Source organism: Mesorhizobium sp. M4B.F.Ca.ET.203.01.1.1, from assembly GCF_004791025.1.
GTDB lineage: Bacteria > Pseudomonadota > Alphaproteobacteria > Rhizobiales > Rhizobiaceae > Mesorhizobium > Mesorhizobium abyssinicae.
Map to the genome: position 1 here is coordinate 1 of NZ_SRUO01000020.1, position 17,463 is coordinate 17,463.

14 protein-coding genes and 1 pseudogene are annotated in these 17,463 nt (G+C 64.1%); 8 read left to right on the forward strand and 7 right to left on the reverse strand.

Annotated elements, in window-relative coordinates; genetic code table 11:
• Positions 1-117: pseudogene (locus EN846_RS36095) on the reverse strand (cobalamin-binding protein); the annotation flags it as partial.
• 274 nt (positions 118-391) lie between these two features.
• Between EN846_RS36095 and EN846_RS29045 the strand changes: the two are divergent.
• The 6 genes from EN846_RS29045 (at position 392) to EN846_RS29070 (ending at position 7,116) form a co-directional block, all read left to right on the forward strand.
• Complete coding sequence (locus tag EN846_RS29045) at positions 392-1,966, forward strand: trimethylamine methyltransferase family protein (RefSeq protein WP_128346820.1); 1,575 nt, start codon at positions 392-394, stop codon at positions 1,964-1,966.
• Positions 1,967-2,055: 89 nt separating this feature from the next.
• The gene (locus tag EN846_RS29050) at positions 2,056-2,745 is read left to right on the forward strand and encodes a 4Fe-4S dicluster domain-containing protein (protein ID WP_127394224.1); all 690 of its coding nucleotides are present in this window, start codon (positions 2,056-2,058) and stop codon (positions 2,743-2,745) included.
• Between the two features lie 104 nt (positions 2,746-2,849).
• A complete protein-coding gene (locus tag EN846_RS29055) occupies positions 2,850-3,581 on the forward strand; it encodes a dienelactone hydrolase family protein (RefSeq protein WP_127394225.1) in 732 nt (243 codons plus the stop codon).
• Positions 3,582-3,763: 182 nt separating this feature from the next.
• Entirely contained in the window at positions 3,764-4,321 is a 558-nt protein-coding gene (locus EN846_RS29060; RefSeq protein ID WP_128346821.1) for an RNA polymerase sigma factor, read from the forward strand.
• A 2-nt stretch (positions 4,322-4,323) separates the two neighbouring features.
• Positions 4,324-6,477: a VWA domain-containing protein gene (locus EN846_RS29065; protein WP_127392227.1), complete on the forward strand. Its 2,154-nt coding sequence runs from the start codon at positions 4,324-4,326 to the stop codon at positions 6,475-6,477.
• Between the two features lie 453 nt (positions 6,478-6,930).
• Entirely contained in the window at positions 6,931-7,116 is a 186-nt protein-coding gene (locus EN846_RS29070; RefSeq protein ID WP_245493432.1) for a hypothetical protein, read from the forward strand.
• Positions 7,117-7,140: 24 nt separating this feature from the next.
• Here the strand turns inward: EN846_RS29070 and bmt are convergent, their stop codons facing one another.
• Both bmt and EN846_RS29080 read right to left on the reverse strand, forming a co-directional pair.
• Complete coding sequence (gene bmt / locus EN846_RS29075) at positions 7,141-8,157, reverse strand: betaine--homocysteine S-methyltransferase (protein WP_127392225.1); 1,017 nt, start codon at positions 8,155-8,157, stop codon at positions 7,141-7,143.
• A gap of 89 nt (positions 8,158-8,246) precedes the next feature.
• Entirely contained in the window at positions 8,247-9,089 is an 843-nt protein-coding gene (locus EN846_RS29080; protein ID WP_127392224.1) for a helix-turn-helix transcriptional regulator, read from the reverse strand.
• 227 nt (positions 9,090-9,316) lie between these two features.
• On the opposite strand from EN846_RS29080, the gene EN846_RS29085 reads away from it, so the two are divergent.
• Positions 9,317-10,327, forward strand: a complete 1,011-nt coding sequence (locus EN846_RS29085; protein WP_189379712.1) for a fatty acid desaturase — start codon at positions 9,317-9,319, stop codon at positions 10,325-10,327.
• Between the two features lie 90 nt (positions 10,328-10,417).
• The gene (locus EN846_RS29090) at positions 10,418-11,218 is read left to right on the forward strand and encodes a PhnD/SsuA/transferrin family substrate-binding protein (RefSeq protein WP_127392223.1); all 801 of its coding nucleotides are present in this window, start codon (positions 10,418-10,420) and stop codon (positions 11,216-11,218) included.
• Between the two features lies 1 nt (position 11,219).
• On the opposite strand, the gene EN846_RS29095 is transcribed toward EN846_RS29090, so the two are convergent.
• Genes EN846_RS29095 through EN846_RS29110 form a run of 4 tightly spaced genes read right to left on the reverse strand, consistent with a single transcriptional unit; the run spans position 11,220 to position 17,249 of the window.
• Complete coding sequence (locus tag EN846_RS29095) at positions 11,220-12,572, reverse strand: Xaa-Pro peptidase family protein (protein ID WP_127392222.1); 1,353 nt, start codon at positions 12,570-12,572, stop codon at positions 11,220-11,222.
• 20 nt (positions 12,573-12,592) lie between these two features.
• Positions 12,593-14,182, reverse strand: a complete 1,590-nt coding sequence (locus EN846_RS29100) for a glycosyltransferase family 39 protein (protein WP_127392221.1) — start codon at positions 14,180-14,182, stop codon at positions 12,593-12,595.
• 14 nt (positions 14,183-14,196) lie between these two features.
• Positions 14,197-16,767: an FAD-dependent oxidoreductase gene (locus EN846_RS29105; protein ID WP_127311051.1), complete on the reverse strand. Its 2,571-nt coding sequence runs from the start codon at positions 16,765-16,767 to the stop codon at positions 14,197-14,199.
• Complete coding sequence (locus EN846_RS29110; RefSeq protein ID WP_127392220.1) at positions 16,764-17,249, reverse strand: DUF559 domain-containing protein; 486 nt, start codon at positions 17,247-17,249, stop codon at positions 16,764-16,766. The genes EN846_RS29105 and EN846_RS29110 overlap by 4 nt, the downstream gene beginning before the upstream one ends.
• Positions 17,250-17,463 lie beyond the last annotated feature (214 nt).

Consider the following 17,463-nt stretch of genomic DNA (forward strand, 5'->3'; position numbering starts at 1 on the left):
AAGGATGTTGGTGCCTTCCTCGATCTCTTCCTTCAGCCCGTCATAAAGGTCGTCGTGCATCTGCTGCACGAGCTCGTCGTCGGAAAGCTCGGAAAGGATGATCTCGTCGTCGGACATTTTTTCTCGGGCTCCTTGCTGCTCGGAATGTCTGCGGCAGCCTAAAATCGATGCGCCAATACCTAACCCGCGAGGGCCGCGTATCCATAGCTGATTTGCGACTTCCCGCAAAAGGAAAGCGACCGCAAATCTATTGGAATTCTTGTCGATTTTGCGACAGGCGTTGGCGCTGGCTGGCCGTTTCGAATAGGGTGCATGGCTACGATCCGGCGAGAAGCAGCCGCACGCGGCCGCAATCCACATCAGGTCAGAACAAAATCAGGGAAGAACGATCATGAGCGAGAACGCGGCAGTCGAGCAGGAGCCGTCGAGCGGCAGACGCGGGCGCGGCGCTGGCAGTGGCGCGGCGGCGCGACGGGCAGCGCGCTCGGGCGGCGGTCCGGGCACCCAGCTCACCTACATCAAGCGCAAGATCAACGTCTATGAAGTGCTGGACGAGGAAGGCCTGGCGCTGATCGAGAAGAACACCGACACGGTGCTGGAAGAGATCGGCATCATCTTCCGCGACGATGCCGAAGCCCTGCAGCTCTGGAAAGAGGCCGGCGCCGACGTCAAGGGCGAGCGCGTGCATTTCCCGAAGGGGCTCTGCCGTTCGCTGCTGAAGACAGCGCCGTCCGTCTACACCCAGCATGCGCGCAACCCCGAACGCTCGGTGCAGGTCGGCGGCAAAGCGACGGTGTTCGCGCCGGTCTATGGCCCGCCCTTCGTGCGCGATCTCGACGGCAACCGCCGCTATGCGACGATCGAGGATTTCCGGAACTTCGTGAAGCTCGCCTATATGGCGCCGTCGATCCACCATTCGGGCGGCACGGTGTGCGAGCCGGTCGACGTTCCCGTCAACAAGCGCCATCTCGATATGGTCTACAGCCATATCAAATATTCCGACAAGCCGTTCATGGGCTCGGTGACCGCGCCGGAGCGCGCCGAGGACACGGTGGCGATGGCCAAACTCGTTTTCGGCGACGACTTCGTCGAGAACAACACGGTGCTGACCAGCCTGATCAACGCCAACTCGCCGATGGTGTTCGACGAGACGATGCTCGGCGCGTTGAAGGTCTATTCGCGCCACAACCAGGCCTGCATCGTCACGCCGTTCATCCTTGCCGGCGCGATGAGCCCGGTGACTGTCGCCGGCACGCTGACGCAGGTGCTGGCCGAAGTGCTGGCCGGCGCTTCGTTCACGCAGCTGATCCGGCCGGGCGCGCCGGTGCTGTTCGGCACTTTCGCTTCGTCGATCTCGATGCAGTCGGGCGCGCCGACCTTCGGCACGCCGGAACCGTCGCTGGTCTCCTATGGCGCCGCGCAGCTTGCCCGCCGTCTCGGCCTGCCGTTCCGCACCGGCGGCTCGCTCTGCGCCGCGAAGGTCCCGGACGCGCAGGCGGCTTACGAGAGCGCCAACACGCTGAACTCGACCATTCTTGCCGGTGCGAATTTCGTGCTGCACTCCGCCGGCTGGCTCGAGGGCGGGCTGGCGTCCTGCTACGAGAAGTTCATGATGGACATCGACCAGCTCGGCATGCAGCAGAAATTCTCCGAGGGCGTCGACCTGTCGGAAAACGGCCAGGCGATGGACGCGATTCGCCAGGTCGGTCCGGGCAGCCACTATCTCGGCTGCGACCACACCCAGGCCAATTTCCAGACCGCCTTCTACCGCTCCAACATTGCCGACAACAATTCCTATGAGCAGTGGCTGGCGGAAGGCGAAAAGACCGCGCCGCAGCGGGCCAACGAACTCGCCCGCCGCTGGCTGGAAAGCTACGAGGCGCCTTACCTCGATCCGGCGATCGACGAAGCCCTGACCGACTTCATCGCCAAGAAGAAAGGCTCGATGGCCGACGCCTTCACTTGAAAGGAGCCCGAGTCAGGCCGGGCTAAAGTGGCCGACATCATCCACAAGGAAGTCTGGCGGAGCGCATTCTCCGAGCCGGGCAAGAGGGGATGATTGTTTCGCGCGGCACGGTCGACGATATCTCGGCCGTGCTCGCGGTCGATGGCTTGATCCTGCGCGGCGGCTTCCGTTTCACCAGCCAAGACACAGCACCCGCCGGGCGCTGCGGCATGCCCGCCAGGTCCATCCTGCTGGTCGGGCAGGCGGGTGCTGCACCGTGGCCGCATTTCCTGCGCTGGCGGGAGCGGCAACCGCAGGCCTTCGCCAATGCGCTCGACACATGGGCGCGCGCAGTGATCGGCTCGGTTGCGGAAGAGTTCGGCGCGCGCGCCGTGTCGCCCTCCGACAGGCCGTATCTCCCGTTCCAGCAATGGGCGATGCGGGCGGAGGGGCTAAGGCCGTCGCCGCTCGGCATCCTCATGCACCCACGCTACGGGCTTTGGCATGCCTATCGCGGCGCTCTGCTGTTCGAGCAGGCGATTGCCATCCCCAAACCTGACGCAGCTCTCCACCTTTGCGATGCATGTGTCGAAAAACCTTGCCTGAAATCCTGTCCGGTCGACGCCTATGCGGCGGACGGCTTCACGCACCAGGCCTGTCTGGCGCATGTGCGCGGCGCCGATGGCGCGTCTTGCCGCAGCGGCGGCTGCCTCGACCGCAACGCCTGTCCTTATGGCTCCGACTCTCGCTACCCAGCAGATGTTCAGGCCTTCCACATGGCGTCGTTCGCCGGCCTGTAGAGATGGTTCCGAGCCGCACGGAAACTTGACTGCGATTGAGATGCCGTGACTTGCCCTGACGGCCGACGCGGATATCTATCGCCTGGCAACAAGCGGAGCGCGCAATGGCGAAGCAGGACCTCGAGATCAAGACCCAGGATGGTTCGGCGAAAGCTCGGCTGTTTCGTCCAGCCGCGCCGGCCAAGGCCGGAATCATCCTCTACATGGATATTTTCGGTCCGCGCCCGGCGCTCGACCAGATGGCCGAGCGCCTCGCCGGGCTTGGCTACGCCGTGCTGGTGCCCGATCTCTTCTATCGCTATGTGCCCTATGGTCCGTTCGACCCCAAGACCGCCTTTGCCGAGGAAAAGAGCAAGGCTGCGCTTTTGATGCTGAGCGGCGGCACGACGCAGGGCATGACCATCCGCGACGGCGCCGCCTTCCTCGATGCACTGACCGCCGCAGGGATCACCGGGCCGGTTGGCGTCGTCGGCTACTGCATGGGCGGCGCGCGGGCGCTTAACGCGGCGGCGAGCTATCCGGACCGGATCGCCGCCGCGGCGAGCTTCCATGGCGGCAATCTGGCCAGCGATGCAGCCGACAGCCCGCATCGCAAGGCGGCGTCAATCAAGGCCAGGGTCTATGTCGGCGTAGCCGGCGTCGACCGCAGCTTTCCGCCGGAGCAGTCGGCGCGACTGGCCGAGGCGCTGAGGGTGGCCGAGGTCGACCACGCGATCGAGAACTATGTCGGCGTGGCGCATGGCTGGTGCGTGCCCGACCACAGCGTCTACGACGCGGCCGCCGCCGAGCGCCATTGGAAGCGCTTGACGACGCTGTTTGCCGAGACGCTTGGCTAGCCTTCTCTCGCAGATCGCGGCGAGGGCACCATGTAGCGCGAGCCTTCGAACGTTCGCGCCGCCCCTCATCCGCCCCTCGGGCACCTTCTCCCCGTAAACGGAGAGAAGGGAAAGCGCTGCGGCAAAAAAATCTTTCCATAACCCCAAGGATTGGCCATTAGCCTTCGTCCAACAGGCAAATGATGGCGATGATGCTGGACGAGGGCGAAGCCTCCGACGCCGAATTGGTCGGGCGGGCGAAGGGCGGAGACAGGGGTGCTTTCGGCAAATTGCTCGAAAGGCACTACGGCTTCGTCTATCGCGCTGCCTATCGCTGGTGCGGCAGGAAGGCGGACGCCGAGGACATCGCCCAGGAAGTCTGCGTCCGGCTCGGCCGGGCGATCCGCGACTATCATGGCAAGGGCGCCTTCACGACGTGGCTCTACACCATGACGCTGAACGCAGCGCGCGACATGATGCGCAAGAGCGCCCGCGACACCCGCAAGGCCGAGGCCTACGGCGCCTACGCGCTGATCGCGGGAGAGGCGGCGGAACCCGAGGACCCGGCCGAAGCGCTATGGGCGGCGGTGCGCAAGCTGCCGGACAAGCAGCGCGATGCGGTGCTGCTCGTCTATGGCGAGGGGCTCAGCCACGCGGATGCTGCCGAGGCGCTGGCGATCTCGGAGACGACCGTTTCCTGGCACATCCATGAAGCGAAGAAACGGCTGAAGACGTTGATGCGTTCAGCCGGGGAAGTGTGACCATGGTCGACGACAACGAACTCGAGAGGCTGCGCAACATCACGGCACCGGCGCCGGACGCCGAGGCGAAGGCGCGCGCGCTGGCAGCAGCCATGCAGGCTTTCGACGAGCAGGAAAAAATCTTCGCTGCCGCCCAAGGATCGGCCGGCGGGCTTCGTCTCACAGAGCGGGTACAAAAGCTCTGGAGAGAGATCATGCAAAAGAAACTGATCGCCACGCCGGCCATTGCCGGGCTCGTCGCCCTGCCGATCGCCGGATACGCCACCTTGCAGATGCTGAGGGAGGCGCCGCCGCAGATCGGCGGCGATGAGAAGATCACCGAGACGCTGGCCGACAAGCCGGCAACCAACGGGCAGGCAACCAACGTGCCGGCGACCAACGCGCCGGCGACTAAAGTGCCGGCGACGCTGAAGCCGGTTGCCGAGGCCGATAAGCAGAAGAAAGACACCGATAGTGAAAGCCGCGGTTTGAACGAGGTGCTGGTCGCGCCGGCACAGCCGCCGAAGTCCGAAGCGGAGAAGGCCGGCGGCCTGGTCCGGCAGGATGCGCTCCAGCGCACCGAGCCGGCGCCTGCGCCGACCGTCAGTGGCCAGCTTTCCCTCGATGGTGGCGCCGCGGCCCCCGCCGATGTCGCACGCGGCGGCCCGGTGCCGGGCACCGCCGCCGAATCCAAGCTGATGGCGCAGCCGTCCACGCTGCCTGCCGACCAATTGCTGCCGCAGGAGGAAAACCGCGACCGCGTTGAGGATTTCAAGACCAACCCGGTGCATGCCGCGCTCGAGGACCCGGTCTCGACCTTCTCGATCGACGTCGACACCGCCTCCTATTCCTTCGTGCGGCGCTCGCTGAAGGAAGGCTACCTGCCGCAGGCCGACACCGTGCGCGTCGAAGAGATGATCAACTACTTCCCCTATGACTGGAAGGGACCGGATGCGGCCTCGACGCCGTTCAACTCGACCGTCAGCGTCATGCCGACGCCGTGGAACGAGCACACCAAGCTGATGCACGTCGCCATCAAGGGTTTCGACGTCAAGGCGACCGAGCAGCCCAAGGCCAACCTGGTGTTCCTGATCGACGTGTCGGGTTCGATGAACGAGCAGGACAAGCTGCCGCTGCTGCAGTCGGCCTTCCGTCTGCTGGTCAGCAAGCTGAAGCCGGACGATACGGTCTCGATCGTCACCTATGCGGGCGATGCCGGCACGGTGCTGATGCCGACCAAGGTTGCCGAGAAGGACAAGATCCTGTCGGCCATCGACCATCTGCAGCCTGGCGGCTCGACGGCGGGCGAGGCGGGGATCCGGGAAGCCTACAAGCTTGCCCAGCAATCCTTCGTCAAGGATGGCGTCAACCGTGTGATGCTCGCCACAGACGGCGACTTCAATGTCGGCCAGACAGACGACGACGACCTGAAGCGGTTGATCGAGCAGGAGCGCAAGACCGGCGTCTTCCTGTCGGTATTCGGCTTCGGGCGCGGCAACCTGAACGACCAGATGATGCAGACCATCGCGCAAAACGGCAACGGCACCGCCGCCTATATCGATACGCTCGCCGAGGCCGAGAAGGTCCTGGTCGAAGATGCGTCCTCGACGCTGTTCACCATCGCCAAGGACGTCAAGATCCAGGTCGAGTTCAATCCGAACAAGGTCTCGGAATATCGCCTGATCGGCTATGAGACCCGCGCGCTCAACCGCGAGGATTTCAACAACGACCGCGTCGATGCCGGCGATATCGGCTCGGGCCATTCGGTGACGGCGATCTACGAGATCACGCCGAAGGGCAGCGGCGGCGAGCAGATCGACCCGCTGCGCTACGGCCAGGCAACGGTCAACAATGGCGGCGTCGCCAATGCCGACGAATATGCCTTCGTCAAGATCCGCTACAAGCTGCCGGACGAGGACACCTCGAAGCTGATCACCACGCCAGTGACGTCAGCCAACGAAGTCCAGTCCTTCGACCAGGCCGGCACCGACCAGCGCTTCTCGGTCGCGGTCGCGGCGTTCGGCCAGAAGCTGCGCGACGAGGATGCGACCGCGAAGTTCGGCTACGACAAGATCATGGAGATTGCCACCGCCGCCCGAGGAGCCGATCCGTTTGGCTACAGGTCGGAATTCCTGTCGCTTGTGCGCCTTGCCTCGGCGCTGGGCGGTAACCGGTAGTGGCAATAACGGCCGGTTCCTTTCAGACGGGGATCGTTCTGATACGGGGAACCGGCCACGGGCGGGTGAGGCAGGCCGGCGAGGGGAACCTTGCCGGCCTTTTTTTCGGATCTGATGAGATTCATGTGAGGCCGGCCTGCAAATGGAGGTTTCCTGCGCTTCCGGTGCTCACGTACTTCAGTACGCTCCGCTCCGGTTGTCGGAAACTCACCATTTTCGGCTCGGCCTGACCTGAATCTCAATAGATCCTGAAGCCGGCTCCCTTTTCGGCAGATCGTTAAATTGCGAGGCTTTTCAGGAATATGATCGCAATTCCCTCTTGTTACGAAAAGCTAATACACGGGCTTGTGGGGGCCGGAAGTGCTGATCAGAGACATTGCGAATTCAACGCCGGCTGCAAGGGACGTTCAGTCGACCGCCTCGCAGGCGCCGTCGGCGGAATCCCGGCGCATCATGAATGATGTCGAGGCGGCCAGGAACACCGCGAAGTCGGCCCTGAACAATGACCGCTTCCGCGTCATGCTGGAGCAGATCAGCGATCCCCGCGCATCGGGCGCCTTGATGAGCATGGGCAGCGACGCAGGCAGCGCCACCGATTTCAACACGGCGCTGTCGCGCTACGCCGAAAACAGCGAATAATCGAAACGGCGACCGATCAAACGGTCAGGCGCGGCCGCGACGGCGTTCGCGGCGGGCCTCGCTGGTCTCGGCGGTGTTTGCGGTAGCCACCTTGTTGCGCATCGGGCCGATGCGCTCGACGATCGTCTCGATGGTCGGCCGGCTCGATTTGGTGTGCGCGTCGAGAGCCTTGCGCATGGCGGCAAGATGCTGGAACGAGGTGCCGCAGCAGCCGCCGACGATCTTGGCGCCGGCATCGACGGCGAGCCGGACATAGTCGGCCATCAGTTCCGGCGTGCCGGAATAGTGGATCTCGGTGCCGCGGAATTCCGGAATGCCGCAATTGCCCTTGACGATCACCGTCGCCTCCGGCCTGGCCTCGGTCATGTCGAGCAGCGAGGCAAGGATGTCGGACGCGCCGACCCCGCAATTGGCGCCGACGCCGAGCGGATCTTGCGACAGCCCGTCGACGACGCCGTGGATGTCCTTGGGCAGCAGGCCCATCATGGTGCGGCCGGCGGTGTCGAAAGAGCCGGTATAGGTGTAGGGCAGTCCGACGCGGATCGCGGCTTCGGCGGCGGCGCGGATCTCGTCCGGCGCCGACATGGTCTCGATCCACGCGACTTCGGCGCCGCCCGCCTTGAGGCCTTCGATCTGCTCGGCGAAGGCGTCGACCGCCTCGTCATAGGTCATGGCGCCGAGCGGCACCAGCAATTCGCCGGTCGGGCCGACCGAGCCGGCGACGATCACCTTGCGGCCGGACTTGTCGGCCACCGCGCGCGCGATCTCGGCGGCGCGCTTGTTCAGCGCATGCACGCGATCCTGCGCATGATGCAGCTTCAGCCGGTGGCGGGTGCCGCCGAAGGAATTGGTCAGGATGATGTCGGCGCCGGCGTCGACGAAATTCTGGTGCAGGCTGGTGATGGTGTCGGGCGCGGTCTCGTTCAGCAGCTCCGGTGCCTCGCCGGCCTCCAGGCCCATGGCGAACAGATTGGTGCCGGTAGCGCCATCGGCGAGCAGCACACCCTTTTCGGCAAGCAGTGCCTCGATCGGATTGGTCATGATGACATACGCCTTACGGAGTTCTTTGTTGAGATAAGGATATAAAGAACTCTTTATATGTCGTCAATGTCAAAGCCGGCGTCCAGCCATCAAAATCGCAGCTCGGCCAGCCTTTGCGCGAAGCTCGCCGCCTCATGCGCGTTGATGTCGGCAGCGCGGATCAGATTGTCGAAATGGCTGGTCAGCGTGCGGATCGGCTGGGGGGCGTTGAGCACCAGATACATGTCGCCGACATAGATCGCGGCGCGGTAGGGTCCGAAGATGGTGTAGGGGATCGAATAGCGCATGCGCCCGTCATAGAGATACAGGCGAAAGGTCGGATACAGGTCGTCGAGCAGCGTTGCCATGTGCAGAAGATGCTGGCGGCGGTTGGCCTCGGGAAAGCGGTCCCAGACGCCCAGCCCGCGCGCGAAGATCTCCAGCGTGTGGCGCGGCATGCAGACCTCCATGTCGGTCTCAGGGCGCCTGGTGTAGTCGATGCGGTATTGCGTCTCGCCCGCCTGAGCCTCGCGGCTCTTGTTGGTGATGTTCGCCTCGTAGTCGACGAGCGCCTCGGTGCGCAGCAGGTCCGGAATGCCGGCCGGCACGTAGCGGATTTTCGTTCCCGCCGCTTCGGAGTGCCATTTGGCGAGCAGCGTGCGGTCGAAGCCGTCGGGCGCCTCCTCGATCTCCAGGCTCTCGCGGATTTCGCCGGTGACGCCTTCGTCATGGCTGAGGCCCAGCAGCCAGTCGAGCGACACTTTGAACTCGGCAGCAATGTTGAGCAGCGTCTCGGCGCGGGGCAGTCGGGTCGACGTCCCGGAGAGCAGTTGCGAGAGCGCCGAACGGTCGATGCCGACCGCTGTCGCGAAAGCCGACTGGTTCAGGTCCGAGCGTGTCAAGAGCAATTTCAAACGGTCCCGGAAGAGGGTCGACAGATCGCGCTTGTCCATCAGGCTGCTCCTGCTTCGGAGAGGAAAAATTTGCGCCGTAGCCGGATTGAACGTGGCTCAGGCGGAAATGAATCCTCTGTTTGTTTACAATGTATAACATATGCGGCTGAAAATGCGCACTCGCAACAGTTTGTGCGCTTTGTCGCGTTGCGGCAACGACAGGCTCCTGACACAATGTTGTCAGGAATCAAGGTGGTTCCGGCGACTGGAGGGCAGTGGTCGATCGCATGGCAAGCATGACTAAGAGACGTAGCAGTGCAGCGGCTATCGAATGGCCGACCGTGTTCCTCGCATTTTTTTGCTACGGCGCCTGGCTTGCCACCGGCTTCCTGCTTTGGCCATCTTACCCACTTCTGGCTCTCGCGGCCCTGGCATTGATAGCGGCACTGCAATCGTCGCTGATGCACGAAGTGCTGCATGGCCATCCGACACGCAACGCGCGGATCAATGAAGCTTTCGTTTTCCTGCCGATCGGCATGGTATGGCCATTCCGCCGCTTCAAGACGATCCACCTTCGCCATCATGCCGACGAGCGGCTGACCGATCCGCTCGACGATCCGGAGAGCTACTACCAGGCGCTCTGGATGCATGAGGAATTGCCGCCGGCAATGAAACTCTTGCTGAAGATCAACAACACGATGGTCGGCCGCCTCATCCTCGGTCCGTGGCTGTCGTCGATCGGCTTCTTCATCGACGACGCCAAGCAGATCGCAGCCGGCGACAAGGCGATCCGCAAGGCATGGCTGCTGCACGCCGCCGGACTTGCCATGGTGGTGCCGATCGTGACGTACGGCTTCGGCATTCCGCTGTGGCTCTACATTCTGGTACCCGTTTGGCTCGGCCAGTCGATGATTTCGGTCCGCACCTATGCCGAGCATCAGTGGTCGGAACATCCGGAAGGGCGCACGGTGATCATCGAGCGCTCGCCGCTGTCCTTCCTGTTCCTCAACAACAATCTGCATTTCGTTCATCACAAGAGCCCGACGGTTGCCTGGTACCGGCTGCCGAAGCTGTTCCGCGACCGCCGCGAGGAATGGCTGCGGATGAACAACGGCTATGCCTATCCGAACTATTTCGCCCTGCTCAAGGCGCATGCCTTCAAGGCCAAGGAGCCGATCGTCCATCCGGTGCTGCGGCGCGCGCCGGAGCCGGGCCGGGCATTCAAGCCGCGTGTCCGGGCGCGCAGCATCAATGGCCTTGGCAGCGCCCCGGTTCCGGCCGAGCCGCCAAAGGAATGATCCCAGTATAGCCGCCACGCGGCATCCATGCTGCGGGCGGCTCGCGTCCGCGATCTTGTCAGTTTTCCAGAACGGCGGTCAAATCCAGGCATGAGCGAATTCGTTGCGGCCTTGCCGATGTATGACTGGCCCGAGGCGAGGGGCGAGGTCGACGCGCAATGGGCGCGGCTGCGCGAAGCCATCAGGGGCAAGGGCATCGACGCGCCGGAGACGCTCGTCCGCGTCAATGGCGACCTGCCGCCGGTGCCCGGCGGCATCCGCAACGCAGCCGGCAAGGTCATCGCGCCCGATCCGGCGACGCTGCCGGCGGGCGAGCTCGATTTCCACGGGCTCTGGCTGCATCCGGCGCTGCTGTTCGGGCAGACCTGCTGGGGGCCGATGGAGCTCGGGCTCGCAAGCCATGTCCAGGTGATCGGCCAGCCGAGCTACGATGCCGTCGAGGGCGGGCAGGGCGAGCTCTATTCCAGCGCGATCGTCATGCCGACCGACGGCGGGCAGTCCGTCGCATCGCCGGCCGATGGCAGCGCCTCGATCCCGCTCGATCTCATCCGCGGCAAGCGCTTCGCCTTCAACAATCCGGACTCCATGTCCGGCCTGCTCGGGCTGACGCGGGACCTGGAGGCGATGGGCGAAAGCCTCGACATTTTTGCTTCGCAGATACAGAGCGGCGGCCACCGTTCATCGATCGTCGCCATTGCCGAGGGCAGGGCCGATGTCGCGGCGATCGACTGCGAGAGCTGGGCGCTGGCCAAGCGCTTCGAGCCGGCGGCAAGGCACGTGAAGGTCGTCGGCTGGACGAGACGGCGCAAGGGCCTGCCGTTCATCACCGCCCGAGCCACGCCGCCAGAGACGGTAGCGGCGTTGCGCGAAGCGATCGAGGGCCTCGAGTGACTCAGCCAAGCAACCGCTCGTCGAGCGGATAGCTCGAGAGCTGCTGGTTGCCGGTCTCGGTGATGAGGATCTGCTCCTCGATCTTGACGCCCTCGCGTCCGCCCAGCCGGCCGATATAGCTTTCGACGCACAGCACCATGCCGGCTTCGAGCACGCCGTCCGGCGTATCGTCGGTCCAGTCGCTGGCATACGGCAGCGTCGGATATTCGTCCGCCAGGCCGACGCCGTGGTAGAGCACGCCGTAGCGTGTCGGGAAACAGTCGCCGGGCGGCACCGCGGCGCGCTCGACAAGCTCGCGAAAGGAGATGCCCGGGCGCATCAGTTCGGTGTTGTGGGCGATCTGGTCGGCGGCGATGCGGAAAAGATCGCGCTGCTCGTTCGAGGGTTTGCCGTCGCCGCAGAGCCAGGTGCGCGAGAGGTCGGCGCAGAAGCCATACGGGCCGATGAGGTCGGTGTCGAAAGCGACGAGATCGCCGGCCTCGATGACGCGCGACGAGCATTCCTGGAACCAGGGATTGGTGCGCGGACCGGAAGACAGCAGCCTGGTCTCGATCCATTCGCCCCCGCGCGCGATGTTGCCGCGATGCAGCTCCGCCCACAGCTCGTTTTCGGAAATGCCTGGCTCCAGCGCCCGTTCCATCTCGCCCATCGCCGCCTCGCAGGCGACGATCGAACGGCGCATGGCGAGGATCTCGTCCGGCGATTTGATCAGCCGCGCGCTCTCCATCACCGCCTCGCCATTGCCGATGCTGGCGCCGAGGCGGGCAAGCTCCTCGGCGCCCTCCGGATTGATGTGGTCGACGGCGATGCGGCGGTTGCCGCCGCCATGTTGCGCCACCAGATCGGCGATGCCTGCGGCCCAGCGGCGGACCTTCAACGGCGTCAACTCGCCGCTGTAGAGATACATCCACGACACCGCCGGCCGCACCTCGTCGACGACGCCGGAATGATCGGACAGGTGCTCGCAGGAAAAATAGTCGAACAGCACCACCGGCCCTTCGGCGGCAACGAAGCAATGGCGGGTCGGATTGTGCGCGACCCAGAGCTGCATATTGGTCGAGTCGGTGGCGTAGCGGATGTTGACGGGGTCGTAGAGCAGGGCGCCGGCATAGCCGCGGCGCTTCAATTCGGAGCGGATGCGGTCGAGCCGGTATTTGCGCATGGCGGCAAGGTCCGGAGCGGCGATGCCGGCCGCCTGCCATTCGGCCTCGGCCTGCGCGCCGTAGCCCAGCACATGCTGGTTGAGCGAGGCCGCCTTCTGGCGGGAGGCTTCACGCAGCACTTCAACGGAGCCGGCCGCTTCCGGTTCGAACGGCATGATCTTGCGATGGCGGCCGAAGCGTTGTGTCTCCATGCGATCCCTCCCGAAGCGCGCTACGGCGCCGTGATCCTGTGAAGTCTGGCTATCGTGAGCTGGCGGGTCGCAGGGGTGCCGCCGAGCAACTGAGGTACCTCAACCTGCCGATGGATGGTGTCCATCGCGTAGCCGGCCTTGGCGATCCTGTCGAAAATGATCGAATTCGGCTCGCCGTCGTCAGCCGCCAGGACAAGCACGGCTGGTTCGCGGATCGACGCGGCAAAATCGGGTATCTCGTCGTCGAGCACGACGAGATCAGAATCGACAAGACGCAAATTGCCGGCCCAGAACCAGCTGGATATCACCGTGCGCACCGGCCCTTCGGACATGAGCTGGCCGTACAGCGAATGATAGTCCATCCGCACGATGCGCCCGCGGCTGTCTCCGCCGTACACCTGCATGTACCAGCTTACCGGCAGCACCAGGATGGCGAGGACGGCGCCGGCGAAGACAATCGTGGCTTGCGTCTTCCTGCCCCTGTCGCCCATGGCATCCAGACGCATGGCAAGGGCAGCGGGCAGCAGAACGAAAACCGGAAGCATCCAACGATCGCGAAATTGCGTCACGCCGCCCGCCAGCACCACCGCCAGCGTAATCAGCAGAGCAAAAGCAATCGCGCGCCAGAGCAGCTTTTCGGGCCAGGGCCAAGGCTCTGACGATGGCGCGGGTCTGCTGATTGCCACCAAAAACGCAACGGCGAAGACGGCGACCGGAAGCCCGGCGAAGTTGAGTATCGCCTTGCCCAACCCGAACACGCCGAGCGATGCAGTCGCCGCCGCGCTGCCACCCTCGGCAACGCCGAAGCCGTCGCTGTGCAACAGCAAGTCTTCGAGATGCGCGAGGCTCCAGTGGAATGTCGGGAGACAGGCAAGGATGGCCACCACCACGCTGATCGGGAAGCGGCGGTCGAAGATCGCCGCGCGGGTTTCGCGCAGCGACAGCGCCGCCAGGAGCAGCGCGGCGAGAAAGATGACATTGTTGTATTTCGACAGCATCGCCGCAGCCGTTGCCAGGCCGAACAGCACATAGGCGGCGAGGGATCGCCGTTTCAGCAGCTCGACCAGCGCCAGGAACAGCACCGACGAAAAGCAGAATATGGCGACCGAGTGGGTGAGGGCATGCTGCATTTCCCAGATGATCTGTGGAAACAGAAGCAGGCCGAACATGGCGGCCGCGGCCGCGCGATTCGAGAAGCCGAGCCGGCGCACCGCGGTGAAGTATGCTGCGAGCCCTGCGGCCAGCAGACCGTATTTCACGATCTTGAGGGCGAGGATGCTGGTTCCGACCAGCGAGGCCGTCAGGTGGGCAAGCCACGTATAGAGCGGTGGCTGCGAGCTGCCGTAGCCAGCCGCCAGGACCCGCATCACCATCAATTGCTCGGATTCATCGACGCCGACGCCAGTGCCTGCCCAGTGCGACGACAGCGTCATCACCACGACCTGGACAAGGCAGTATGTGACGGCAAAGGCGAGCGCGGCGTTGAATGGACCGGCCTTGTCGTCGCAAAGCCAGTCGGTCCATTTCTCTAGATGCTGCAAGGACGTCGTCTTCCGATAGCGGCCGGTCGAACCGTGCTTGGTCGAAACGCCAACTACACGATCCGGCACGCGCTGTCGCCCTTTTACGTGCGCATCTTCTCGCCGCTCGGGTCGAAGGGCGGCTCGACATTGATGCGGGCCGGACGGCGGTGGCCGAGGATCTCGATCTCAAACAGGCCGGCGCTTTCGTCCTCGGCCAACGCCGCCGGCACATAGCCCTGCGCCATCGACTTTTGGACGTAGTGCGCATAGCCGCCCGAAGTGACCCAGCCGACCACGCGCCAGTCGCCATCGGCGATGCCGCGCACTGCGGAGGCGCCTTCGGCAGCCTGCGAACCGCGCACTTCCTTGCCCGTGGTGTCGAAGCGCGGCGCGCCATAGCCATGCGGCTTTTCCACGGTGCCGTAGTCCTTGCTGACCTTGGCCCAGATCGGCTCGTCGCCCATCACATCGGCGTCGGCTGCATCGACGATGAAGGAGACGCGGCGCAGCTTCGGGCCTTCGGCGTGCTCCTTGGCGGACGCCTCGCGGCCGATGAAGTCGTTCTTCTCCAGCTTGATGAAGCGATCCATCGAGCCCTCGAACGGACCGTAGATCGGGCGCAATTCGCGGAACCAGGTCGGGAAATTCTTTTCCAGGCGCATCGACAGAAGCGCGCGCATGCCGAAGTCGACCAGGCCGAATTCCTCGCCGGCTTCCTTGATCGCCTTATAGACGAGGCGCTGATAGGCGGGCGCCATCCAGATCTCGTAGCCAAGATCGCCGGTATAGGTGATGCGGTTGACCATGCAGGGCGCGCCGCCGACCGCCATCTCGCGGAAATCCATGAAGCGGAAGGCCTTGGTCGAGACATCGACATCGACCAGCTTCTGCAGCAGGTCGCGGGATTTCGGCCCGGCGATCGACAGGCCGACCAGCGTCTGGTCGAAACGGTGGATGCGCACCGAACCGTCCTTCGGCAGGTGTTTTTCGAACCAGCGCATGTGGTATTTCTGCGCGGCGGACGAGCCCCAGATCATGAACCGGTCCTCGCCCGACTTGGCGATGGTGAAGTCGCCGATCAGCTTGCCGAACTCGTTGACCATCGGGGTCAGCACGATGCGGCCAACCTTCGGCATGCGGTTGGTCATCAGCCGGTTGAGGAATTCCTCGGCTGCTGGTCCGGAGACTTCGTATTTGGCGAAGTTGGCGATCTCGGTGACGCCGACCTTCTCGCGCGTGGCGCGCACCTCCTCGCCGATCGGGCCGAAATCGTTGGAGCGGTGGAAGGAGACGATGTCCTTCGGTTCGGTGCCCTTCGGTGCGAACCATAGCGGGGTCTCCAGACCCCACGAGTCGCCCATGACCGCGTTGTTGGCGAGCATGGTGTCGTAGAGCGGCGTCGTCTGCGCCGGGCGAGCGGCCGGCAGTTCCTCGTTGGGGAAGCGGATCGAGAAGCGGCGCGAATAGTTCTCGCGCACCTTGGCGTTGGTGTAGCGCAGGCCGGCCCATTCGCCGAAGCGGGCGACATCCATGCCCCAGACGTCGAAGCCGGGATCGCCATGCACCATCCAGTTGGACAGTGCGAGGCCGACGCCGCCGCCCTGGCTGAAGCCGGCCATGACGGCGCAGGCGCACCAGAAATTGGTCAGGCCCTGCACCGGGCCGACCAGCGGATTGCCGTCGAGCGCGAAGGTGAAGGGGCCGTTGATGATCTGCTTGATGCCGGCCTTCTCGATGCCGGGGAAATGTTTGAAGCCGATCTCCAGCGACGGCGCGATACGGTCGATGTCGGGCTGCAGGAGCTCATGGCCGAAATCCCAGGGCGTGTTCACCGGCGACCACGGCTTGCAGGCCTTTTCATAGGTGCCGAGCAGGATGCCGTTGCGCTCCTGACGGGTATAGATCTCGCCCTTGAAATCGAGCACTCCGATCATCTCGCGGCCGGTTGACTTGTTGAATTCCTCGACCTCCGGCATCGGCTCGGTGAGCAGGTACATATGCTCCATCGCCAGCACCGGCAGCTCGACACCGACCATGCGCCCGATCTCGCGCGCCCACAGGCCACCGCAGTTGACGACATGCTCGGCGTGAACCGTGCCCTGCTCGGTAACGACGTTCCAGGTGCCGTCCGGCTGCTGCGTCAGGTCGACGACGCGGTTGCGCAGCACGATCTCAGCGCCGAGCTTTTTCGCCGCCTTGGAATAGGCGATGGTGGTGCCGGAGGGGTCGAGATGGCCTTCGACCGGATCCCACATGGCGCCGACGAAATTCTTCTCGTCCATCAGCGGGAACATCGCCTTGGCTTCCGACGGCGTGATCAGCTCGGTGTCCATGCCGAGATAGCGGCCCTTGGCGTGGGCAAGGCGCAGAAAGTCCATGCGCTCCGGCGTGTCGGCCATCATCACGCCGCCGGTGAGATGCAGCGAGCACGACTGGCCGGAAATCTCCTCGATCTCCTTATAGAGCTGCACCGTATAGGCCTGCAGCTTGGCGACGTTGGGGTCGCCGTTCAGCGTGTGGAAGCCGCCCGCGGCATGCCAGGAGGAGCCCGAGGTCAATTCCGAACGCTCGATCAGCATAATGTCGGTCCAGCCGGCCTTGGCCAGATGGTAGAGCACCGAGCAGCCGACGACGCCGCCGCCAATGACAACCGCTTTGACATGAGATTTCATACAGATAGGTCCGTGTTTGAAGAGATTGAATCGAGTGAGCGAGGCGTGAAGACAAAGCGGAGACCGGATACCGCGATGTTTTCGGTTAGCCTGCCATCAAGCGTGGCAAGGATGGTTTCACAGACGGAAGTGCGATGTTTCAGGACGTCATGGTTCCAAACGCGCAGGATCGAATAACCTTGGGCGCGCATGAACTCGTCGCGGCGGCGGCCATATGAACTGTCTGCATGCTGGTGGCCGTCGATTTCCACGACGAGCCAATTTTCGCGGCATGCGAAGTCCGCAAAAAAGGGGCCGATGGAAAACTGGCGCGTGAAGCGGTAGCCGCCAAGCTTGCGACCCTTCAGTTCGAGCCAAAGCAATGCTTCGGCCTGATTGCCTGCTTGACGCAGGTTTCTTGCTCGCTTGGTGGTGCCTTGTTTGCGGCGGCTTCGCGTTTGAGAAGCGCCTTCCCCCACTCCGTCGCCGCTTCGCGGCGCCACCTCTCCCCCCTCCGGAGGGAGAGGAAGGGAGCCGGCTGGAATCGCCTCGCGCCTTTCCTCTCCCCCGTCGATCGGGGGAGAGGTGTCGAGCGCAGCTCGACGGAGTGGGGGTCGACCGTGCACCAAATCAGCTTGATTTCCTGCTTTCTGGGTCGCGCCCGCTTTGCGGCGACTGCGCGTTTGAGGAGTGGCTTCCCCCACTCCGTCGCTGCTT